This window comes from Cupriavidus gilardii, assembly GCF_008801915.1.
Classification (GTDB): domain Bacteria; phylum Pseudomonadota; class Gammaproteobacteria; order Burkholderiales; family Burkholderiaceae; genus Cupriavidus; species Cupriavidus gilardii.
This window is the reverse complement of record NZ_VZOV01000040.1, coordinates 1-21,659: the sequence shown is the minus strand read 5'-3', so window position 1 is coordinate 21,659 and position 21,659 is coordinate 1. Positions and strand designations below refer to the sequence as shown.

Annotated in this window: 24 protein-coding genes and 2 pseudogenes; 11 read left to right on the top strand and 15 right to left on the bottom strand. The window is 64.8% G+C overall.

From position 1 onward, the window contains the following. The first annotated feature begins 12 nt into the window (after positions 1-12). The 5 genes from cap8 to F7Q96_RS25280 are packed head-to-tail and all read left to right on the top strand — an operon-like array spanning position 13 to position 5,280. Positions 13-483, top strand: coding sequence for a type III CBASS phage resistance system CD-NTase-associated protein Cap8 (cap8, locus tag F7Q96_RS25300; protein WP_003090160.1), 471 nt, complete (start codon positions 13-15; stop codon positions 481-483). Beyond that, the gene (gene cap7 / locus F7Q96_RS25295; protein ID WP_003090159.1) at positions 480-980 is read left to right on the top strand and encodes a type III CBASS phage resistance system CD-NTase-associated protein Cap7; all 501 of its coding nucleotides are present in this window, start codon (positions 480-482) and stop codon (positions 978-980) included. The genes cap8 and cap7 overlap by 4 nt, the downstream gene beginning before the upstream one ends. Further along, positions 980-1,882 (top strand): CBASS oligonucleotide cyclase, encoded by a 903-nt coding sequence (locus F7Q96_RS25290; protein WP_003090158.1) that lies wholly within the window; start codon positions 980-982, stop codon positions 1,880-1,882. The genes cap7 and F7Q96_RS25290 overlap by 1 nt, the downstream gene beginning before the upstream one ends. A 38-nt stretch (positions 1,883-1,920) precedes the next feature. Next, the gene (gene nucC / locus F7Q96_RS25285; protein ID WP_003050273.1) at positions 1,921-2,646 is read left to right on the top strand and encodes a CBASS effector endonuclease NucC; all 726 of its coding nucleotides are present in this window, start codon (positions 1,921-1,923) and stop codon (positions 2,644-2,646) included. Positions 2,647-2,655: 9 nt separating this feature from the next. Continuing rightward, positions 2,656-5,280, top strand: coding sequence for an AAA family ATPase (locus F7Q96_RS25280; protein WP_006226025.1), 2,625 nt, complete (start codon positions 2,656-2,658; stop codon positions 5,278-5,280). A gap of 40 nt (positions 5,281-5,320) precedes the next feature. Here F7Q96_RS25280 and F7Q96_RS25275 read toward each other — a convergent pair whose 3' ends face one another. From F7Q96_RS25275 to pilL2, 7 genes are read right to left on the bottom strand one after another with little or no spacing between them, the layout of a single operon-like run. Further along, entirely contained in the window at positions 5,321-6,070 is a 750-nt protein-coding gene (locus tag F7Q96_RS25275; RefSeq protein ID WP_006226024.1) for a TIGR03747 family integrating conjugative element membrane protein, read from the bottom strand. Then, positions 6,067-8,259 carry a type IV conjugative transfer system coupling protein TraD gene (gene traD / locus F7Q96_RS25270; protein ID WP_006226023.1) on the bottom strand — a complete coding sequence of 731 codons (2,193 nt, stop codon included), beginning with the start codon at positions 8,257-8,259 and terminating at the stop codon, positions 6,067-6,069. Before traD ends, F7Q96_RS25275 begins: the two co-directional genes overlap by 4 nt. Positions 8,260-8,263: 4 nt before the next feature. Further along, positions 8,264-8,812: an integrating conjugative element protein gene (locus F7Q96_RS25265; RefSeq protein WP_006226022.1), complete on the bottom strand. Its 549-nt coding sequence runs from the start codon at positions 8,810-8,812 to the stop codon at positions 8,264-8,266. Next, on the bottom strand, positions 8,809-9,411 hold the full coding sequence (locus tag F7Q96_RS25260) for a transglycosylase SLT domain-containing protein (RefSeq protein ID WP_006226021.1): 603 nt from the start codon (positions 9,409-9,411) through the stop codon (positions 8,809-8,811). Before F7Q96_RS25260 ends, F7Q96_RS25265 begins: the two co-directional genes overlap by 4 nt. Next, entirely contained in the window at positions 9,393-10,118 is a 726-nt protein-coding gene (locus tag F7Q96_RS25255; RefSeq protein WP_003120008.1) for a TIGR03759 family integrating conjugative element protein, read from the bottom strand. Before F7Q96_RS25255 ends, F7Q96_RS25260 begins: the two co-directional genes overlap by 19 nt. Positions 10,119-10,130: 12 nt before the next feature. Next, the gene (locus tag F7Q96_RS25250) at positions 10,131-10,775 is read right to left on the bottom strand and encodes a hypothetical protein (RefSeq protein ID WP_003120009.1); all 645 of its coding nucleotides are present in this window, start codon (positions 10,773-10,775) and stop codon (positions 10,131-10,133) included. Continuing rightward, entirely contained in the window at positions 10,772-11,350 is a 579-nt protein-coding gene (pilL2, locus tag F7Q96_RS25245; RefSeq protein ID WP_006217720.1) for a PFGI-1 class ICE element type IV pilus protein PilL2, read from the bottom strand. Before pilL2 ends, F7Q96_RS25250 begins: the two co-directional genes overlap by 4 nt. A gap of 168 nt (positions 11,351-11,518) precedes the next feature. Between pilL2 and F7Q96_RS25240 the strand changes: the two genes are divergently transcribed. Genes F7Q96_RS25240 through arsH form a run of 5 tightly spaced genes read left to right on the top strand, consistent with a single transcriptional unit; the run spans position 11,519 to position 14,578 of the window. Further along, the gene (locus F7Q96_RS25240; RefSeq protein WP_003120011.1) at positions 11,519-11,839 is read left to right on the top strand and encodes an ArsR/SmtB family transcription factor; all 321 of its coding nucleotides are present in this window, start codon (positions 11,519-11,521) and stop codon (positions 11,837-11,839) included. Positions 11,840-11,841: 2 nt separating this feature from the next. Further along, the gene (locus F7Q96_RS25235; protein ID WP_006226020.1) at positions 11,842-12,336 is read left to right on the top strand and encodes an arsenate reductase ArsC; all 495 of its coding nucleotides are present in this window, start codon (positions 11,842-11,844) and stop codon (positions 12,334-12,336) included. Between the two features lie 11 nt (positions 12,337-12,347). Further along, on the top strand, positions 12,348-13,424 hold the full coding sequence (gene arsB, locus F7Q96_RS25230; protein WP_006226019.1) for an ACR3 family arsenite efflux transporter: 1,077 nt from the start codon (positions 12,348-12,350) through the stop codon (positions 13,422-13,424). A 16-nt stretch (positions 13,425-13,440) separates the two neighbouring features. After that, positions 13,441-13,863 (top strand): arsenate reductase (glutaredoxin), encoded by a 423-nt coding sequence (gene arsC / locus F7Q96_RS25225; RefSeq protein WP_006217715.1) that lies wholly within the window; start codon positions 13,441-13,443, stop codon positions 13,861-13,863. Beyond that, positions 13,856-14,578: an arsenical resistance protein ArsH gene (arsH, locus tag F7Q96_RS25220; RefSeq protein ID WP_003120015.1), complete on the top strand. Its 723-nt coding sequence runs from the start codon at positions 13,856-13,858 to the stop codon at positions 14,576-14,578. Before arsC ends, arsH begins: the two co-directional genes overlap by 8 nt. A gap of 58 nt (positions 14,579-14,636) precedes the next feature. On the opposite strand, the gene F7Q96_RS25215 is transcribed toward arsH, so the two are convergent. From F7Q96_RS25215 to F7Q96_RS27425, 6 genes and pseudogenes are all read right to left on the bottom strand, one after another. Next, a complete protein-coding gene (locus tag F7Q96_RS25215) occupies positions 14,637-16,916 on the bottom strand; it encodes a helicase-related protein (protein WP_006226018.1) in 2,280 nt (759 codons plus the stop codon). A 136-nt stretch (positions 16,917-17,052) separates the two neighbouring features. Continuing rightward, positions 17,053-17,360: pseudogene (locus tag F7Q96_RS25210) on the bottom strand (hypothetical protein). Positions 17,361-17,449: 89 nt separating this feature from the next. After that, on the bottom strand, positions 17,450-17,770 hold the full coding sequence (locus F7Q96_RS25205; RefSeq protein ID WP_003120017.1) for a hypothetical protein: 321 nt from the start codon (positions 17,768-17,770) through the stop codon (positions 17,450-17,452). Positions 17,771-17,820: 50 nt separating this feature from the next. Next, the gene (locus F7Q96_RS25200; protein ID WP_254919932.1) at positions 17,821-18,954 is read right to left on the bottom strand and encodes a DUF6094 domain-containing protein; all 1,134 of its coding nucleotides are present in this window, start codon (positions 18,952-18,954) and stop codon (positions 17,821-17,823) included. 40 nt (positions 18,955-18,994) lie between these two features. Next, positions 18,995-19,645: a hypothetical protein gene (locus F7Q96_RS25195; protein WP_006226015.1), complete on the bottom strand. Its 651-nt coding sequence runs from the start codon at positions 19,643-19,645 to the stop codon at positions 18,995-18,997. Between the two features lie 104 nt (positions 19,646-19,749). Then, a complete protein-coding gene (locus F7Q96_RS27425) occupies positions 19,750-19,884 on the bottom strand; it encodes a hypothetical protein (RefSeq protein ID WP_282960313.1) in 135 nt (44 codons plus the stop codon). A gap of 84 nt (positions 19,885-19,968) precedes the next feature. Here F7Q96_RS27425 and F7Q96_RS25185 point away from each other — a divergent pair. Then, positions 19,969-21,128 (top strand): IS3-like element ISPa39 family transposase gene (locus F7Q96_RS25185; protein WP_086009122.1). Its coding sequence is split into 2 segments (ribosomal slippage): positions 19,969-20,227 and positions 20,227-21,128, totalling 1,161 coding nucleotides; the frame shifts between segments, so codons are not numbered across the junction. Positions 21,129-21,154: 26 nt separating this feature from the next. Here F7Q96_RS25185 and F7Q96_RS25180 read toward each other — a convergent pair. After that, positions 21,155-21,349 carry a hypothetical protein gene (locus tag F7Q96_RS25180; protein WP_249041721.1) on the bottom strand — a complete coding sequence of 65 codons (195 nt, stop codon included), beginning with the start codon at positions 21,347-21,349 and terminating at the stop codon, positions 21,155-21,157. A gap of 102 nt (positions 21,350-21,451) precedes the next feature. Continuing rightward, positions 21,452-21,659, bottom strand: a pseudogene (locus F7Q96_RS25175) (hypothetical protein); the annotation flags it as partial.

Genomic DNA, 21,659 nt, shown 5'->3' with positions numbered 1-21,659 from the left:
AGGGAAGCAAAAATGACCACCGTTGTCAGCCGGACGTTTCGCAGCTCGCCGCACCGCGATGCGTTGCAGACATGGGATGCCATTGTCGAACTGCTCACTCAGGGCAAGGACGGCACGGCTCGCTCTGAACTCAGGGCCGTGACGGGCGTGGCCGCCAGCTTGATCGCCGACCAGGCACCCAAGAGCGCGCCCATCGTTGCGACATGCGATGGACCACGGACCAGGATCTACTGCCTCTTCGACGAAGACGCGATCGATGGTGATGATGCCAACGAAGAAGTCTTGGGGTTCGAGCCGTTGAAGGGAGACTGGGGAGTCTCGCTGCCGTGTCCGAAGGAGCAGCTCGGCTGGGTGCAAAGCGCGCTCAAAAAGCACAGTTCTCGCATCATTGCACGGGACTTGAGCCAAGGAATTGCCACGCAGGCGCAGGCCGATGCTGGGCAAGCGCTGTCGCTCGACCTCGGAGGTTTCCTCAAGTCATGAGCACCGTCGCCACCTACTCGTACACGCACTCGGTTACCTATGTGACCGACAACATCCTCAAGAGCTTGAAAGACATCATCCTGCTCAGTGGGCTGGACCCTGAGCACTTTGCGGATCGCTGGGAGAGCAATACCCGAGCCATCAAGACGTGGCTCGGGACCGGTGATCTGCGCAAGGTGATTCTGGAGATCTACAACCCGGCAACCGACAAGCTCGTGACCCGATGGGATATCGACATCGTGTATGGGTGGTCCGATGGCGACGGCAGCTTCTGGACAGATACCGAGCAGTTGAAGTACGCGATCAAGAAAGCTGGGCTGCTGCCATCGCAGGCCAAGTACAAGTTAATGCTCGATACAAAGCCAGGGCGACCTGATGTGGAGGGATGGAGCAAAGGAAGTTATCGCTCGACGGATGGAATGGTCAAGCAGAGCCTAGGCTCGACTGTCGAACACAGCGGCCTGGCGGGTCAGGCCGGATATTGGAGGCAACGCTGATGCTGTCGATCGATGAAGCTTTTCGCAAGTTCAAGTCGCGTCTGGAACTCAACGAACGCGAACAGAAGAATGCCTCGCAACGCCAGAACGAAGTGCGGGACTACCTGCAGACCAAGTTCGGCATTGCGCGCAGCTTCCTGACCGGTTCCTATGCTCGATACACGAAGACGAAGCCGCTCAAGGATATCGACATCTTCTTCGTGCTGAAGGACTCGGAGAAGCATTACCACGGCAAGGCCGCATCGGTAGTGCTGGATGATTTCCACTCTGCATTGGTGGAGAAATACGGTTCGGCGGCCGTGCGCAAACAGGCGCGCTCGATCAACGTGGATTTCGGTGTTCACATCGACGCGGAGGACAACACGGACTACCGGGTGGTCAGCGTGGATGCGGTGCCCGCATTCGACACCGGCGACCAGTATGAGATCCCCGATACGGCGTCCGGAAAGTGGATCAAGACGGACCCGGAGATCCATAAGGACAAGGCGACCGCAGCGCACCAAGCCTATGCCAATGAGTGGAAAGGTCTCGTGCGCATGGTGAAGTACTGGAACAACAATCCCAAGCACGGCGATCTGAAGCCGGTGAAGCCCTCGTTCCTGATCGAGGTAATGGCCCTTGAGTGTCTTTACGGCGGCTGGGGAGGATCGTTCGATCGCGAGATCCAGTCGTTCTTTGCCACGCTTGCCGATCGAGTTCATGACGAGTGGCCGGATCCCGCCGGACTTGGCCCGGCGATCAGCAACGATATGGATGCCGCGCGCAAGCAGCGCGCGCAGCAGCTGCTGTTCCAGGCGAGCCAGGACGCAAGCATCGCCATCGACCACGCGCGTCGTGGTCGCAATATCGAAGCGCTTCGCGCCTGGCGCGCACTGTTTGGCCCCAAGTTCCCACTGTCCTGATTCCATCGGCTTCCATACACGTCCCATCGAGGTACAGCATGTCCCAGTGGTCGCTTTCCCAGCTCCTGTCGTCCCTGCATGAGGACATCCAGCAGCGCTTGTCCGTAGTACGCAAGACCTTCGGTCACCCGGGTACGAAGGGGGATGCGAGCGAGAACGTCTGGATCGACATGCTGGATACCTATCTGCCCAAACGGTACCAGGCGGCCAAGGCGCATGTGGTGGACAGCCTGGGGAACTTCAGCCAGCAGATCGATGTGGTGGTGTTTGATCGGCAATATTCGCCTTTTATCTTCACCTACGAGAACGAGACGATCATTCCAGCCGAAAGCGTGTACGCCGTTTTCGAGGCCAAGCAGACGGCTGACGCGGGGCTTGTGGCCTATGCCCAGGAGAAGGTCGCCAGTGTGCGCAGGCTGCACCGCACGAGCCTGCCGATCCCGCACGCTGGCGGGACCTACCCAGCGAAGCCGTTGATTCCGATTCTGGGTGGCTTGCTCACCTTCGAGAGCGAATGGAGTCCTGCATTGGGTCCATCCATGGACAAGGCGCTGAACGCAAACCTCACCGAGGGGCGTCTGGACATCGGATGCGTTGCCGCCCACGGGCACTTTTTCTATGACCAAGCCAGCGGCGCGTACAGCTACACCAACGAAAACAAGCCGGCGACCGCGTTTCTTTTCAAGCTGATCGCGCAGCTTCAGTTCAGTGGAACGGTCCCCATGATCGATGTGGAGGCTTACGGTCAGTGGTTGACCAAGTGAGGGGGCGCTGTGGCAAGCATACGTTCGGAGTACCACCGGTTCCTGGCGCACTTGGCGCAGCGGCACGTGCACGACGACGTGCGCCGGCTGGCGCACCTGGTGCTCGATCACCTGCAGCCACTGGCCGAGGTCGGTGCTGCACGCCGGGGGCGCTCCACGCGCTTGGCGCCGCTGGCCATCGCGCATCTGGCGCAAATGCCTGTCGCCTACGACGGGGACGCGCGCGGCCCCGAAAACGGGCCGGCGCTCGGGCGACTGCACCAGCTCGAAGTCGGGCCGTTTCGAGGATTCATGCGGCAGGAGACGTTCGACCTCAGCCATGACATCACCTTGGTCTACGGTGCCAACGGCACCGGCAAGAGCAGCTTCTGCGAAGCCTTGGAAGTGGCGATGCTCGGTTCGATCAGCGAAGCGCAGGCCAAGCGGGTCGACCAGCGGACGTACTGCAACAACGCTCGCCTGCGCCGCCACGTCGCGCCAGTCCTGTCGTCTACGGCGGCGGGCGAAGCGCAGGCCGTCCAGCCCGACGAAGCTGAGTATCGCTTCTGCTTCATCGAGAAGAACCGCCTCGACGATTTCGCCCGAATCGCCGCGCGGACCCCGAGCGATCAGCGCCAGCTCATCGCCACCCTGTTCGGCGTGGACCAGTTCAGCGAGTTCGTGCGCGGCTTCAACCCCTCGCTCGATCAGGACCTGATGCTTGCCGGCGTGCAGGCGGCGCAGCTGGCGCAGCGTCGCCTGCGGTTGGCGAGCTCCGAACAGACCATCGCCGCCTACCCGCAGAAGATCGCAGCGGTCGAGGGCCTGGAACAAGCTTTGGCGCAGCGCATGTCACCTGGCGCGACCTATCAAGCCTGCGTGGACTGGCTGCTGGGTACGCCGCAGCAGCAAGGACGGCTACCGTATGTCCAGGCTCAGCTGGACGCCAACCCGCCTGCCATTCACGAGGTGACCCAGGCCCGCCTGCAAGCGTTGCTGGCAGAGGCCTACCGCGTCCAGGGACTGTGGCAAGCGTCTTCCGCGCAACTCGCGGCCCGCGCGGGCGAGGTGTCGTACGCGAAGCTCTACGAGGCCGTGCAAGCGTTGGCGGACGGGGCGACCGCGTGTCCGGCATGTGGAACCGGACTGGCCGCTGTGGCACAGGACCCGTTCGCCAGGGCGCGAATGGGCCTGGAGCAGCTCGCGCAACTGGCCGTCCTGCAGCAGCAGGAGGCCGGGCATCGGACGCAGTTGAGCGAGGCGGTCCGAGCGCTGTGGGACGAAATGCGCCGCGTGGTGGCGGCGGCTGGGGTCGCTTGTCCTGCCGAATCGCAGGCCGCGGGCCTGCCACTGCTGCCTCCCACGTCGGCGGGCAATTGGCTCGGCGGCTGGGTGAATGGGGACCAGCGCGCCTGGCAAGCCCTCTTACGGATCGCACAGATCATCGAAGGCTTCGACGCGCAGGCGCGCGACGTGCATGCCCAGCGCGGCGCGATGGCCCAGGAGCGCGACCGCCTGCAACAGCATCAGCTGGAGATCGAACGGCTGCGGACCATGCGCACGACTGCGGATCAGGAGCTGGCGGCCGCCCGCCAAACCGTGGCCCAATTCGACGACGCGAACCGCGGCCTGATCCAGGCGGCCACGGACGAAATGCCGGTGGTGGTGCACCATCAGCGGGTCAAGGCCGCCTACGACGGCTTCCTACCCGAGATTCAGGCATACCTGACCGCTCTGCCGGGGGTTCTGCTACAGGGGCTGGGAGACCAAGCCCGCCATCTCTACAACGCATTCAACCGGGCCGATCCGCCCGGCGATCTGCTGCACGCGCTGTGGTTGCCCGTGGCCGAGAACGGCAAGATCGAGGTGGAGTTCGCCGGCGAGCCGGGCGTGCGCTACGACGCGTTGATCGTCTTCAGCGAAGGGCACATCAAATGCTTGGGTCTGGCGATTCTGCTTGCCAAGAACCTCGCGCAGGGCTGCCCCGTGGTCATCTTCGATGACGTCGTCAATGCGATAGACGACGACCATCGCGATGGCATCTGGCGTACCTTCTTCGAGGACGGTTTGCTCCACGGCAAGCAGGTTATCCTCACCTCGCACGCAGAGGAGTTCCTGCACCGCATCCAGCAGGAGTTGGGCGTGCGCCGCGCCGCGGCCATCAAGCGCTACAAGTTTCTCCCGCATCAGGGAGAGCACGAACTGCGGGTCGACAGCGACCCGCCAGCGAAGAACTATGTTCTTCTGGCCCAGCAGGCGTTGGCGGCTGACGAGAAACGCGAGGCACTGCGCCAGGCCCGGCCGGCGCTGGAGAGTCTGACGGACCGCCTGTGGACGTGGCTGGGTCGGCGGGCGGACGGCCGGATCGACATCAAGCTGAGCGGGCCCCGCGCGCCTTGGGAGCTGAACAATAAATGCACCAAGTTGCGGTCGGCCGTCGAGCGTATCGCGGCGCAACATGCGGGTGCGCCGGATGCCGTAGGGGCGTTGGTCAGGCTGCTCAATGTCAGCGGTACGAGTATTGAATGGGGTTACCTCAATAGCGGTGTGCACGACGCTCAGCGCGATCATGAGTTCGATCGGGCGACGGTAAGAACGGTCGTCGAGGCGGTTACGGCGTTGGATGCTGCTCTTGATACCCTGCAGAACCGATGAACGGCACACGGCTTTGCAGAGCAGTGCCGCCCGTGTCACCTCATAAGTACTTCTTGAAGCTGCCTGCGGTCAGGCTGACTGCCATCCCCAGCATCGCCGCGCTGGGCAGCAGGATGACCAGAGGATGCACCGATATGGGCAGAGCGAGATAGGTGACCCAAGGCAGCACGGCCAACGGCATCAGGCTGGCCTTCGCGCGGTGGTAGATGAAGCCGGATTCGCGGCCCGCGCCGAACCGGCGCACATCCCGTCGCACCAGGCCGTCAATCAGGCCGACGAATGCCGCCGTGAGGATCAGCGGCAGCGTGAGCACCAGGACCAGCAGGCGCACCAGGAAGGTGAGCGTCGTGAAGGCCGCAGCGATCAGGTAGCTTTCGGCCCAGACATAGACCTGGCTGATGTAGTAGCGGAAGTTGCGGCTCTGCCCGTGGCTGGGCGCGCGGACGCGCTCGGCGGTCTGGCTCATGCGCTCCAGCAACCCCGAGCGCACGAACACCCACTCGTACCCGGTATCCACCAGCTCGTGCGCCGTGCGCCCGGGCTCCTGCACCACCACGCTGCGCGTGAAGTGGTTGGACAGGTGCCCGAGTTCGTACTGCAGCATCTGCTGGGAGTGGCGCCAGCCCTGGTCCTTCCAGAACAGGTGCATGCCGACGCACTCCACCACGATCGAGAACAGCAGCGAGCCAATGAGCACCCCGAGCAGCCGGAACGGTAAGGTGATGGTGCCGACGATCAAGCCTTGGCGTTGGTTCTGCTCCCGCTGCGCGGTCGAGGTGGCATCCTTCATGGCACGGCCTCGTTGCCCGAGCCATCGTCGGCGCCAGTGGCCACCGCGCCGGGCTCGGCCGCAGCGGCATCGTCCAGCAGGTCGTCGGGCAAGGCCGCATCCTGCAAGGCCGGCGAGCTGGTGAACTCCCACCACTGCGTGGCCTCGCTGTAGCTCTGGCGCATGTACCCGGCCAGTTGCTGCAGGTCCGCCGGCATCACTTCATCCGGGTCCGGCGCCGGCAGCGGCATGCGTACCTTCCAAAGCTGGCCGCCCTGCAGCAGCGCGAAGCACTGGCCCTTGGGCAGACCGACGACGTGTGACGGCTCGATCATCGGCACGCTGGACATGCTGATGCGGTCCTGGGTGTTCGACGTGAAGTCCGTCGCGCCGCGGATGTCTGAGCTGTCCGTCGCGCCCGAGACGATGGTGGTCGTATAGACCTCGACCTTCGGCAACTGCCTCGTCAGCAGTTCCGCGGTGGCCGTCTCGCGCACGCGCAACATGAATAAATTGTTGAAATTCCCGATCACTTGGCCGGCCTTCGCGCGATTTCCGATGCGGGCCTCGATGTCCGAAAGCGTTTGCGTGTAGGCGGTGACTTGTAGGCCCGCGCCACCGCCCTTGTTGATGAGCGGAATGAACTCGTCACCCATCAATTCATTGAACTCGTCCGCATGCACGTTGATCGGCACGCGCGCACCAGCCGATGCGCCCGGCAGGCCATCGTCGATTCCGTGCTTGTAGATGTGTCCGGCCACCGAAACCAGGTCAGAGAACATCGAATTGCCGACCGCTGCGGCGACCTCGGCGTCAGACAACGCATCCAGACCCACATAGACGATGGCCCGCTTTCGGATGACCTGCATCCAGTCGAAGATCGGGCGCGGGTCGGCCAGGTCGGAGTAGTTCGGCGCCAGGAGATGGGCGATCTTGCCGCTCGTGAGCTTTTCCAGCAGCGGCAGCAGCGATGCAACGATCTTGTCGAAGTAGGTCTTGTCGTAGCGCACCGCCGAGCGCAGGCCATCGAGCACAGGGTCGTAGTTGCGCGCCTGGGAGAGGTATTGCTCCAGCGCCACCACACGCTTCTCGCGCCCGATCATGTTCCTTGGGATGTTCTTCTCGTTGAGCTTGGCCTCGATCTGGACGATCACCTCCCAGGCCTTGGGCTCCGTCTTGGCAAAGTAGTGCTGGGCGTACTCAATGAACAGCGCGTCGATGTTGATGACGTGGCGCTGGATCAGCATGTAGTCCGGGCGCTGCCCCAGTTCCACCAGGGCGCGGGCGATGATGTTCACGAAGCGCCATGCGAACTCGCGGAACGCCGCGCTGTTGCCTTCGCCGGAGAGCTGCCCCGCGATGCGTGTCGCCACTTCCGAGATCCGACCGAAGCGGCCCACGGCGTTGTAGCGGGCGCTGATTTCCGGCCAGCCCAAGTGGAAGATGTAGAACTCGCCTTCGCGGCCAGCGCGCTGGGCTTCGACGTACATCCGTTTCAAGAGATCGGCATCCCCCTTGGGGTCGATGACGATGACGACCTCATGCTCGCCGGCAGCATTCCTGCGGCGGATGTCCTGCGTGACGAACAATTCGGCCAGGCGCGTCTTGCCCACCCGCGTGGTGCCCAGCACCAGCGAGTGCCCGACGCGCTCGCCCAGCGGCAGGCTGACGTCCACTTCGTCGGGCTCGATGCCGTGCAGCCTTGGCAGGCCGCCGACAGGCGGCAACGGGCGCACGGGGTTGAAAGGCACGTCCCAGCCGGTGAGCTTCGGCAGGCGAGAGAGCGGCAATGGCGCGAACTCCAGCCGTTCCTCCAGGCGCCTGGCCAGCCGGTAGGCCGGCGTCGGCTCGACGTAGCGGCGGAACTCGGGCCGGTACGTCTGCATCAGCCGATGCGTGTGCTTCTGCTCCCAGAGAAAGCCGCGCCCCACGAATAGGCGCTGCTGGCTGACCGGCACGTCCTTGCTGGTCATCACGTAACGCGGCAGACGGCGGATGTTGCGCCGGTAGCGCAGGATGATGCGGGCATCGCGGTAGCGGATCGCGCCGTAGGCGCCGAACGCCAAGGCGCTGCCGATGCCCATGGCCGGGCTCAGCGCGAGCGACCATGGGGCCACCAGGCACAGAAACGCGGCGCCTGCACACGCCGCGACGGTGTATAGCTCCACCGCTGGGCGTAGCAGAACCTCGACCGGCTGTTTGCCTGACATGGCTTCATTGCTCGATGCCGGTGGCCGTGATCAGCGCCGGGTAGTGCCGCAGGCCCAGGCGATCGGCCAGGTCGTCGCCGGCCACGGGCGCGAGCGGTACGCCAGGCACCAGAGCGCGCAGCCGTGCCAGGCTCTGCGCGGTCTCGACGTTGACCACCAGGCCGACCGCGCCGCGTTCACGCAAAGCGGCGGCGCGGCGCTGCAACCAGACCCGGGAAGCCTCGTCGTCGCCGATGACCGCGAACGGCCGCAGGCCGGGCGCTTCGATCACGCGCCGCGCGACGGTACCGGGCGTGAGCTTGCTGCTGCGCACCGGCAGCATCGCGGCTTCGTCCGCTGGCGTGGCGGGAACCCGGGGCGTCGGGATGGGGGGGCGGGCCGGCGCGTTGGCGCGCGGCTGGAGGTTCAGGGCTTCGTAGTACGGCAATGCCGACGTGCCGCCACGGTCCTCGACCACGATCAGCGGCTCGCCAGCACGCGAGGCCAGCGGCAGGCCTGACAGCAGCATGAGCAGGCCCGTGAGCGCGAGTTGGACCGGATGGGGTTTCGTCATGGGGAGGTCTCCTGGCGCGCGGCGAAGACCGCGGCGGTTGGGCGCGTGCCCTGCACGCGGGCAAGGTGGCGGGACACGCTGCGCCGATAGCGGACGGCGGGCTCGCCGCCAGCGGGGCGGTGGTAGCGGCCGATCGCCAGCAGCCAGTCCTCGCCGGGGGTGTGCTGCTCCTTCAGGATCTCGGCGGCAACGGCGAGGTTGCGGTACGGGTCCAGCAGATCGCACGCGCCGGTGAAGCGGTGCTTGTGGTAGCCAAGGTTGATCTGGCCCAGGCCCGCGTCGATGCGCGTGTGCGGCGTGGCGCGCATCGCCTGCTGCAGGCCAGCGCAGGCGTCGGCGCGCGTGGCGAAGCGGCGCGATTGGCCGGCGACGTTGAGGGACCACGGCCATGGGACGATGCGCCCGTTGCGCCGGATGCCGCTCTCCTGCAAGGCCACGGCGTAGAGCACCGTCGAAGGGATGCCCGCGCGCTGGGCGGCAAGCTGGTAGGCCGGTGGCGGCACCTCCTGGGCATGGGGGGTGCTGGCATACACGCCTGCAGAGAGCACCAGTGCGCGCAAGAACTGCGATACGGGGGCAGCTACGGCTGGCGCTGCCATTGGCCGTTCACCTCGCGCACGGCTGCGGGCAAATCACCGGGCAGGCCCAGCGACAGCCAGCGGCCGCCATCGTGGTTGAGCGTGATGCTGCCGGCGCGCACGCGCGCCGGGTCGATCTGCGCGCGCTTGGCCCAGTCGCGGATGCGCGCGTCGTCCTGGCGGCTTCCGACCATGTACAGGTCGAAATCGGCGCCTGAGGATTGCAGACGCTGTACGAGCTGCCCGCAGGCAGCGCAGCCATCCTTGACGAACACCGCGGTGCGGCCTCTACCACGCACGGGACCGGCGCCGGGCTTGTCGTCGGGCAGGTTCACGCGCTGCATGCCGGGGTTCAGGCGCTGCCAGGCTTCGTCGTAGGCGCGCTGGTAGGCGAGCAGCTTCTCGACGCGGCGCGCTTCGACCTGCACCTGCAGCTCTGCGTAGCGCCGCCGCTCTTCGTCAGTGCGTGCCTCGATGCCCAGGGCGGACAGCGGGTCCAGGTTGGGCGAGTAGATGCCCAGCGGCCCGTCCATCAGCTCGCGATAGCGAGTCCACTCCTGCGGTTGCAGGCCCCATTCACTGGCCGCCCGATCGTCCAGCACGCGGGCGGCCAGCGGGCGCTCCTGGCTTTGCGCATTGCGCGCCGGGGCCGTTGCGGGCTGCTGCGCCCAGATGGGCCACTGCACCGACGCCAACACGAGCGCGGAAAGGAGGATCGACGGCTTCATGGGGTGCTCCGGTCAGGGAATCGCCACACGGCGGGTCTGGTTGCCGGCCTGGAACACTGCGGTGTTGCCCTCGATCGCCTGCAGGCGCCACGGGCCGACCGCATCCCCGGGCAGCAGCACCTGAAGTTGGGCGGGCATGAAGTCCCCGGTGCTCGGCGCGACGGACACGCTGCGCTGGCCAGCGCGCAGTTCGGCGCCGACGACGCGGAACGGCAGCGGCGGCGGTTCGGCCTTGGAGGCGGCGGCCGGGCGTGATGCGCGCGGCTGGGCGGGGGCTGCGGCACGCGCGGCGGTCTGGCGCGTCTTGATCTGCTCGATTTCGGCGCGTAGCGCCTGAAGGTCATCAGCGGCGGCATAGCCGCTCAGCGACTTCTCGACCTGGGCAGCGCGTGCTTCCAGGACTTGGCGGGTGTCCTTGAGGTCAGCGGCCGTTGCGACGGCTGGGCGCTGCTGGATGGCCTCGATGGTCTCGGCCAGGCCAGTCGCCTGCGCTTCCAGGCGCTGCAGGCGGGAATCCAGCCGATCCTGGTCGGTTTGATCGCGCATCGCCAGGTAGCCCAGCGCCACGATGACACTGAGGCCGATCAGCCAAAGCCAGAACAGGCTCTGTATGACAACCGCCGCGGTTGAGCGTTGGGCGGGATGCGAGGCATTCATGGCTGGCCTCCCGAAACCGCAGGCGCCAGCGGGAACGTCTGCACCGTCTCGGTGGCGAGTGGCCCGGATGGGGACTCGGCGACTGCACGGTCGCCGGGCCGATCGAAGCAGATTTGCCGTGCGCGGTCATCCGCGTGCAGTTCCCAGGACGGCCCAGCCAGCGTGAGCAGCGCATGGCGCAAGGTCATGGGGCCGAGATGCAGATGTGCCGCCGGCAGCGGCAGCGCGTACAGTTCGATCACGGCATGCGCGGTCTCGCAAAGGCCGTAGCCGCTGCGCTTGAGCACATGCCGCATCCCGTCGCCGACCGTGGCGCGGGCATCCTCGGGCATGGACACGTCGATGGTCTGCAACAGCAGGTCGCGCTGCGCTGCCGTGGGTGCCAACTCGACCAGCGTGTAGCGGCCGTAGCGCACGACCGGGATGTACTCGGGCGCCTCGGGTTCGGGCGCGGCCGAGACTTCCTCGATGGCATCGGGTGCGAGCGGCGCCGTGGTGGTCGCGCAGCCACTGGCCAGGGCTGCGGCCAGGAGGCCGGCGCCGACCAAGTGCCGGGATACATGGATTGCGGGCATGGCATCGGCTCTTCTGTTGCGATGCCGATACCTTGGCCGCGCGCGGCGGCGCGGTCAGTCAGGAATGCGAACTGGGAGCTACCCGCTTTTGCAGTCCAACACATAGCGCAACCCGCAAACCCAACTGTGGTTTGCACATTGATTCAATAATTGTTGTATTATCGAACCATGCAAGAAGATCAAGCCATTTCCGCCTTAAACGCCCTGGCTCACACCCAGCGCCTGCGCGTGTTCCGCGCCTTGGTCGTTGCTGGCCCGGGCGGACTGACGCCAAGCACGCTAGCCGACCAGCTCGACGTGGCCCGCAACACCTTGTCCTTCCACTTGAAGGAGCTGGCCCATGCCGGCCTCGTCACCATCGAGCAGCAGGGTCGCAACCTGATCTATCGGGCCGAGTACGGCCACATGAACGGCCTCATCGGCTACCTGACCGAGCATTGCTGCCAAGGTGGCGTATGCGAGGTTTCTCCATCCAAGACCTGCTGCTGACCATGACCGATACCACTTACAACGCCTTGTTCATCTGTACGGGCAATTCGGCCCGCTCCATCCTCGCCGAAGGCATCCTCAACGACATGGGCCAGGGGCGGTTTCACGCCTGGTCGGCAGGTAGCCATCCGAAAGGCGAAGTTCACCCGCTGGCGCTCGCCACGCTGGAGCGGCTGCACCTTCCGACAACGGGCTACCGCAGCAAGAGCTGGGACGAGTTCGTGAAGCCCGATGCGCCGGTGTTCGATTTCATCTTCACCGTCTGCGACAACGCAGCCGGCGAGGCTTGTCCTCTATGGCCGGGCAAGCCGGTGTCGGCGCATTGGGGCGTGCCTGACCCGGCTGCCGTGGAAGGCTCCTTGGAACGACAAAGCAAGGCGTTCTTCGATACCGCCATGACGCTGCGCCGACGCATCGAGTTGTTCCTGTCGCTGCCGATCAAGAGTCTAGATGCCATGTCGTTGCAGCGCGAACTGCGCGACATCGGCCGCCAGTGAGGCCTGAACCGATGAGCGCAACCGATACCGCCGGCCCCGCGCCAGCAAACTCCGCCATGAGCGGCTTTGAGCGTTACCTGACGCTATGGGTGGCGGTGTGCATCATCGCGGGTATCGCTCTGGGCCAGTTCGCGCCCGCCGCATTCCAGGCCATCGGCCGCATGGAGATCGCTCAAGTCAACCTGCCGGTGGGCTTGCTGATCTGGGTGATGATCATCCCTATGCTGCTGAAGGTGGACTTCGCCGCGCTCGGCCAGGTGCGCCAGCATTGGCGAGGCATGGGGATCACGCTGTTCATCAATTGGGCCGTCAAGCCGTTCTCAATGGCACTTCTGGCGTGGATCTTCATCCGCCACGCTTTTGCTGATTGGCTGCCCGCCGACCAACTCGACAGCTACATCGCCGGCCTGATCCTGCTGGCTGCCGCACCGTGCACCGCAATGGTTTTCGTTTGGAGCCGACTGACTGGCGGCGATCCGGCATTTACGCTGTCGCAAGTGGCCTTGAACGACACCATCATGGTGCTCGCCTTCGCACCCATCGTCGGCCTGCTGCTGGGCCTGTCCTCGATCACGGTGCCTTGGGACACCTTGCTGGTGTCGGTGGGTTTGTACATCGTCATTCCGGTCATCCTGGCCCAGCTTTGGCGCCGGGCGCTGCTGCGCAAGGGACAGGCCGCGTTCGACAGGGCACTGGAACGCATCGGCCCGTTGTCCATCGCCGCGCTGTTGCTGACGCTGGTGCTGCTGTTCGCCTTCCAAGGCGAGGCCATCATCCGGCAGCCGCTGGTGATCGCCATGCTCGCGGTGCCGATCCTGATCCAGGTGTTCTTCAATTCCGGGCTGGCGTACTGGCTCAACCGCCAGGCGGGCGAAAAGCACTGCGTCGCTGGGCCATCCGCGTTGATTGGTGCCAGCAACTTCTTCGAGCTGGCCGTGGCCGCCGCCATCAGCCTATTCGGCTTCCATTCCGGTGCGGCACTCGCAACAGTGGTCGGCGTGCTCATCGAGGTGCCGGTCATGCTGCTGGTGGTGCGGGTGGTCAACCGCTCACGCGGCTGGTACGAACGCCGCGCGACCACTTCGTAATCTCCAAGAGGCATCCATGAGCACCATCACGATCTACCACAACCCAGCCTGCGGCACATCGCGCAACGTGCTGGGCCTGATCCGCAACAGCGGCGAGGAACCGACCATCATCGAGTACCTGAAGACGCCGCCCGGCCGCGACACGCTCCAGGCGCTGATCGCGGCGATGGGCGTGCCGGTGCGGGACATACTGCGCGAGAAAGGTACGCCCTATGCCGAACTCGACCTGGGCAACCCGAAGTGGAGCGACGACGACCTGATCGGTTTCATGCTCCAGCATCCCATTCTCATCAACCGGCCGATCGTGGTCACGCCGCTGGGTGTGCGCCTGTGCCGGCCATCGGAAGCCGTGCTCGACCTTCTGCCGCAACCGCAGCGCGGCGCGTTCAACAAGGAAGACGGCGAGCCGCTGGTTGATGAGAAAGGCCGTCGTGTCTGAAGCCCGCCTCGACCTGCCAAACATCGACGCGGCGCTGTTCCAGCAACCAGACGCCGAACACCTGTTCGCGCCGGCACGGACCACCCACGCGCCGCGCTTCCTGCTGCTCTACGGCTCGCTGCGCGAACGCTCGTTCAGCCGCCTCGCAGCCGAAGAAGCCGCCCGCATCCTGCGGGCGCTGGGCGGTGAAACCCGATTGTTCAATCCGTCCGGCCTGCCGCTGGTGGACGATGCACCCGCTGATCACCCCAAGGTCAAGGAACTGCACGAACTGGTGCAATGGGCCGAAGGCATGGTGTGGAGTTCGCCGGAGCGCCACGGCGCGATGACCGGCCTGATGAAGACGCAGATCGACTGGATTCCGCTGTCGGTCGGCGCGGTGCGCCCGACCCAGGGCAAGACGCTGGCGGTGATGCAGGTGTCGGGCGGCTCGCAGTCCTTCAACGCGGTCAACCAGATGCGCGTGCTCGGCCGCTGGATGCGGATGCTGACCATCCCGAACCAGTCCTCGGTCGCCAAGGCATACCAGGAGTTCGACGAGGTCGGGCGCATGAAGCCCTCGGCCTATTACGACCGCATCGTGGACGTGATGGAAGAACTGATGAAGTTCACGCTGCTCACGCGCGACGCGGTCCCGTATCTGGTGGATCGGTACAGCGAGCGCAAAGAGGGCGCTGAATCACTGTCCAAGCGTGTACGGCAAGGTGCAATTTGACGATGCAAGGCACTGAAAAAAAGCCGACGACCTCTCGGTCGTCGGCATTGTGTGAAGTTCAGGCGGCGACCAATTGCCGGGCCAGTGCGACCTCGACGGAATCACCATCCTGGTTCAGAACATCGAGCCCGGATTCAGGCACGTCGCCCGAGGTGGACTGCGAGACCATGATCTTCTTGGCCATCAGCTCCAGGCAGGTCATCTGCGAAGAACCGGCATAGCCAAGGTAGATCACGCGCACGGGCTGCTTTTGCCCGATGCGCCAGGAGCGGCGTGCCGCCTGCTGGAGCGAGTACACGTTGTAGCCCGACTGCATGAACACGATCGTCGGGAACTCCAACAGGTCCAGCCCCGTCTTGACCAGCTCGGGGTTAGTGATGAGCACGTCGATGCCACGGTCCAGTTGCTCGGCGATCCAGTCTTCGCGGCGGCTGGCGTCCACGCTCGCGCGCAGCACCGCCACTTTGAAGCCCTCCTGCTCCAGCAGCACCTTCAGGCGCGACGTGGTGTCGCGCGTGCCGGTATAGACCGTGTAGGCCAGGACCTTGCGACCCTGTGCCTTCTCCTCTTTGCAGATGTCGATCAGCTCGCGCTCTTTCGGTGTCACCTCGAACTCGTTGAACTGAGCCGGGACGAACGCCAAGGTGTTGCGCGTGCGCGGATGCACCACGGTCTCCGACCGGAAGCAGCAATCCGGCCAGGCCAGCAGCACGTTGAGAACCACGCCCAGCAAGGTCGTATCGCGTCGCGCCAGAGCCTGTTTCAGCTCGGCGGTCAGCCGACCCGCCAGATCGCGGTAGGCCGCGGCTTGTGCCGTGTCCATCGCGACTTCACGGAACTCCTCGTCATAAGGCGGCAGGACGTTGCCGCCGATGTCCTTGAGCTTGAGGAAGATCGTGAACGGCAGGATGCAGCGCAAGACGCCCTTGGGGCCGAAGCCCGGGGCCTTGACCGTGCGCACCGATACCTTGGTGCCCTTGGCCGTCTTGTGCGCCGTGCCGGTGCTCTCGGAGTAGATGTCCTTCAAGACCCCGTGATCGCGCATGAACGCCATCGCAGCCGAGGTCATGCTGCCGCTCGTGGTCGGGCGGTAGCCGTCTTCGATCATCCGCCCAGGCAGGGCTCGGAACAGCAGATAGAACAGGTCGTCCCCATAGCCGCCCATCAGCGTGCCAGTCAGCAGCAAGGTCTTGCGAGCCTTCGCCGCCAGCACGCCCATGGCCTGGCCTTGGGCACTGCCGCCGTTCTTGTACTCATGGGCCTCGTCGGCGATCAGCAGGTCGAACGTGCCTTGCGGCAGGTACCTCTTGATGAACTCGGACGGTTGGTAGCCGCCCTCGCCGAAGCCGAACTCCATGTTGGCCATCGCACGTTCCATGCGCGTGGCCTGACGGTCAGAAAACACCAGCTCGCCGTTGCCGTCCATCAAGTTGATGAACTCGTGGATGTTGTCGCCGAGCATCGATGCCAGGAACCCGTCCCCGAACTTCTGCATCAGCTTCTGCGCGGTGACTTCCCCGATCGTCGGAATGCGCTTCAAGGCTTTGAGCACGGCCGAGGATTGATCGCTGCCGGACAGGCTGCGCGGGCGGATCAGCGTCCACAGGGGCGCGGCGCAATGGCTGCACTTCCTGCGGTACTCATCGGCTTGGAGAGCGACCGGGTTGACCGGCTCGCCGTCGAGGTCGGTGATAACCGTGCCGCAGTCCGGGCAAGCCGCCACGTCGCCGTGGCGGGTGCGTCGCGTGGTGAAGACAGGCTTCCAGTGGAAACCCATCCGCATCCTGACGCGCCCCAGGACGAAGAACTCCTGGCCCGTGGGCTGCACACCCAACTGCTCACGCAGCTTGATGAGTTTGACGAGCGTATCCGGCCCATTGAGCACCCATACCTTGGCGCCGGCCACCGTCTCCTGGATCTCCCGCCGCCACTTGTAAACCAGGTGCGGTGGCGACAGGACCAGAGTGCGGCGGTAGCCTTCGGCGTTGAGCACGGCGGCCGCGGCGATGCCGACGGTCGTCTTACCGCAGCCCATCTCGCCATTGACGATCGCGGCGCGTTCGCCACGGTCGATCAGCAGCTCGGCGGCGGCGTGGACGACTTCGGCCTGTGCTGGGAACAGCTTGCGCTTGAGGCTGGCGACGACGAGTTGCCGGTGCGCCTGCGGTTGGCCGGTATAGACCGGCGGGTTGGCGCTGTTGAGGGCGTCGAGCAGTTCGTCGCCGAACTCGCCGACGAAATCCTGAAGGCTCAGGGTCAGAGGGTTGGATTCCGCGTCCAGCAGTTCGCCCTGCACGGGCGTGGCTTCAGCGGCAGTGGTTTCGAGATCGAGGGACATGGTGATGCTCCAAAGAAAAATGGGGCATGCACCACCCCCAGCGGGGCAATGGCATGCCCCGTGGTGGGAGGAGAATCGGCGCGTGGCCGAAGGTGGTTGAAGATGCTGGCCTGGGTGGCCCGCGGGTGAACCGTGCTCAGTCCTCGGACGGCAGCACGATGGCGGTGATGCTGCGCCCCGTATCGGTGATGATGCGAATGGCGAGTCCCGGGTGGATCACGTAGTGCGATTCCAGCGGCGCGCCTGATTGAAGCGCAGAGCTGTTGGCCTCCCCCATTGCTGGGCGGTGACGTCGCCCCAGTCGCCGCGGGCGTGCCGTCTGAAGTACGGAATCGGGTCCAGGCGACCCGCGTTGAACAGGCGGTTGATACCTCTGCTGAAGATGAGCGCCCCAATGGGGAACGTCAGCCTGTGGCAGTAGGTTTCGATACGATGCGATGCCATGGGCTCCTCCTTGATGGTTCATTGGGCCACGACACCCCTGCCGGAGTGAAGTGGCTCCGTCAGGTGGATGAAGATGACGATGTGGGGCCTCAGATCAGGTCCCGCTCTTCGGGAAGCTGGACCACCGTGGTCTGGTGGTCTTCGCTGGTCTTGACGATCAGCGCCAGGTCCGGCGTGATCCTGAACTGCGAAATCATCAGGTTGTCCTGTTGGATCGCCACGTCGTTCGCTTGGCGGGTGGCCTCATCGATCTCGCCCCAGTCCCCGCGCACATGGCGCTGGACATAGGCCAAGGGGTCAATCAGGCCTCGCCGGGCCAGCCAATGCACCTTCTCGCTCAACTTCAACGTACTCGGTGTGAACAACGGTTGCTTGTGCGGCGCAGGCCGCTTGAACGGATTGGGGATCATGGTGTTTCTCCTTCGAGTTGGTACAGCAGGACGGCAGCGCGTCCGGTGGATCAGCGAATGGTCAACACCTCGCCCCGTGTCGGGGAGCCAGGCGTCATGTCCCACGCGCGGATGACAGGCACGAACTTGTCGGTGAGGATGCGTGTCTCGGCGATGGAGCCGTCTTCGCGTTCGGTGAATTCCCGCTGGAGCGTCTTGTCCTTGTGGGTGTCACCTTTGACGACGAGCACGCGCCCCGTCTGGGAGCGCACGACGCCGGAGATCGCGCCCGCGGCCAGAGCCAGGGCGAGATGCCAGTGGGACAAGGCCCGCGCCGGTGGACGCAGCGACTGCTGCGCGGTCCCCAAGTGCGTGTCCAGCGACGGCCAAAGGCCTTGCAGCCGGCCAACCTCGTCGGCGAACTGTTCGGGCTCCATCGTCACGCGGAAGAAATGCTCCGGCTCGGCCGGACTGGCGGGGACGATGTACGGCAGGAACGGCCATTCGCTCGGCAGTTCCTCGGCTTCGACTTCGCCAAGCCCAACCTGCAGCAGCAGATTGCGCACGGCCTTGACGCCATCGGGTGCCAGCTCCCGCTGACGGACCCGGCGGCCGAAGATCACCACCTGCTTGAACTGCGTTTCCACCGCTCGGTAGATACGCAGATCGGTGTAGTGGCGCGTCAACCAGCCGACCAGCTCCGCGTCGAGCACGTAGCCGGGGACGATGAAGACCAGCACGCCGCCGTATTGCAACAGCGACAGCGAACGCTGATAGAACAGCTTTTCGAGGCGGGCACGGCCCTGGCCCTGATAGCCGATGTTGCCGTTGACGTCCTTGGACAGGTCGCCATACGGTGGATTCAGCCACAGTAGTCCGAAGGACTGCTTGGAGATCATCGTGTCCATCAGGTCCGCGTGCAGGCAGTGATCGACCAGGCCGCGGGCATGGCGCGCCCGCTCGGCGTCGAATTCGACGGCGAACGCCTTGGCCTGTTCGCGCCCGAGGGCATGAGAGGCTTCGGCGATTGCCACGCCTTCACCGGCGCAGGGATCGAGGATGCACATCGGCCCGTCGCTGGGCATCAGTGCGTTGAGGGCTCTTTCGAGCGTGGGTTCGTCGGTCGGGTAGTACCCATTTTTGGCGAAATTGCGGGCGAGCCGCGGGAACATGAGAGCCATGGAAGTCTCCTGGTTGGCGGGGATGAATGACGGAAGCACGCCAAGGCGTGCCTCCGAGGGTGGGTCAAGCCGCTACCGCTTCCGGCGTCCAAATCTTGGCCGGATAGGGATAGGCGGTGAGCGCGTCACTGCGGATCAGGGAGCCCAGCGCCAAGCTCAGCGCCGGCACGTCGATGGCGAGCCGATGGCCTTCCAGCGGCCCGAGGGCGAACGGAAGGCGGGCCAGCATCTCGCGGCTTTGCAGCAGTTCCAGCACGGTCTCGCGCCAGTGGTCGAGTAGCGGTAACGGGCAGGTATCCCGCACCAACGTCCACAAGCGGTCGAGCCGGTGGGCGCTGTCGCGTGGCAGCAGTGCCAATGCGCTGGCGTTGGCCCTATCGGGCTTGACGCAGCGCCGGTCGAACAGCCACACGTTGGACAGCGAACCGAACAGCGTGCGTCGGTAAGCGCGCGTGATGCGCTTCTCCAGACGATCGACGTTGCCGATGAACACCGGGACGCTGCCGCCCTCGTCGGTGATGATGTGGAACTGGTCCAGTCCCTGCTCGTCGCGCCCGAGGGTCAGGCGGGCAAGGAACTGCTGGACGGCGGTGTCGCGCGCCCAGATGGACAGGAAGATCAGGTTGCCCTGGTCATCGCCGACGCAAGCGTCGGCCATAACGTCCGGGCATTCGTCGATGTGGAACAGCGTGGTGGATGAAGTGTGTGCGTGCATGGTGGTGTCCTCGATGAAATGAGGGGCAGCACCGCCCGCAGGGGCAGCGAATGCCCCGTTAGGGATGAAGGAATGCGGATAAGGTGTTCGATCCGCTTGGGCGTTCAGAACGTCTGTTCGGTGAACGAGCCGTCGGCCTGATGCTTGACTACACGGTTGCCAACGTTGCCCTCGCAGTCCTGTTGGACTTCGGTGAACATGCTTTCGGGCACGTCGATGTGGAAATGGCGCAGGACCACTCGGTAGTAGTCCAGGTAGTGACCTGCCCCCCGTTTTCCGGGCCAACCTGATCTTAGTAGAGTCCGTCTCACAAGAGGACGGACATGAAGAAGCGATACACCGAAGAGCAGATCATCGGCTTCCTGAAGCAGGCGGCCGCCGGCACGCCGGTCAAGGAGCTTTGCCGCAAGCACGGCTTCAGTGACGCGTCGTTCTACCTGTGGCGGCGCAAGTTCGGCGGCATGGATGTGCCCGACGCCAAGCGCCTGAAGGCACTGGAAGCGGAGAACGCGCGGCTCAAAAAGCTGTTGGCCGAGTCGATGTTGGACAACGAAGCGCTGAGGATCGTGGCGCGGGGAAAATACTGAGCCCGCCGACGCGACGGGCTGCCGTCGCGGACGTGCGGGCGAAGCTGGGCCTGTCGGAGCGGCGGGCCTGCCGGGCACTGGGCTTGTCACGCAGCGTGTTGCACTACCAGCCGCGCATGGCGAACGCGCCGTTGCAGGCCAGGCTCGTTGCGTTGGCGGGCGAACGTCGCCGGTTCGGCTACCGACGGCTGCACATCCTGCTGGAACGGGAGGGCTGGATCGCCAACCACAAGCGAATCTACCGGCTGTACCGCAACGCTGGCCTGGCGGTGCGCAAGCGCCGCAAGCGCGATCGCGTGGCCGTCGAGCGCCGTCCGCTGCAGCTGCCGTCGGGGCCCAACCACACCTGGTCGATGGACTTCGTCTTCGACGCCCTGGCCAACGGGCGCCCGATCAAGTGCCTGACGGTGGTGGACGATTGCACCAAGGAAGCGGTGGAAATCGCCGTCGGCCGGAGGATAAATGGCCAGAACGTGGCCGACATCCTGGATGCGGTATGCCGTTTCCGCGGCTACCCCGCGGCGATCAGGACCGACCAGGGACCCGAGTTTACCGGCCGGGCGCTGGACCAGTGGGCGACCGCCAACGGCGTGACGCTTGTGCTGACCCAGCCAGGGAAACCCACGCAGAACGCCTATGTGGAGAGCTTCAACGGCAAGTTCCGGGACGAATGCTTGAACGAAAACTGGTTTATCTCGCTCGAGCACGCACGGGCGGTAATCGCCATCTGGCGCAAGGACTACAACGAGGTGCGTCCGCACAGCTCACTGCCCAAATGCACGCCTGCCGAGTTCGCCGCCGCGCTGCGCAACGAAGGTGCCTTGACTGGTTCGACCGCTGATCGAAACCTGACCCACCGGAGCGGTATGCTCCCCAACCTGGACTCTACTAAGTAGCTAGTGGCCCTGAGAAAGGGGGCAGGTCAGTAGTGGTTGAACGGGTCGCTCTCGTGCAGGTTGCTGTACAAGAAGTCGTCGCTCTCGACCTTCGCGGTATCGTCGATCAGCTCGGCCGGCTTTTCGATGAATAGGAAGAAGTAATTTGCCGGCCGGTCCCAGCCCAGTACGACGGTGATGGGAAAGCCCTTGTGAACGGTGTCGAAGTAGTGCCGACTCATGGTGATGTCCTCGGTGAATCGGAAACAGCACCGCCCCTGAGGCAGGTGCTGCCCCAAGGGGTGGAGAAAAGCCGCGCAAGCGGCGATGACGTGTGCCGGACCTCAATAGTCCGAATCGCAACCGGACGGGCAATAACCCAGTTCGATTCCGTGCGAGCAGTAGCCGTTTTCGGCGTTCCAGTCCTGGGTTTCCTGCCTTTCGGCCGGTGTGGCGTAGCCCCATTCCTGTGCGATCTGCAGCGCCTGTGCGCGTTGCTCTTCCGGCAATCGACTGGCTTGCGCGTCGATCTCCGAACTGAAAAGCGTGACC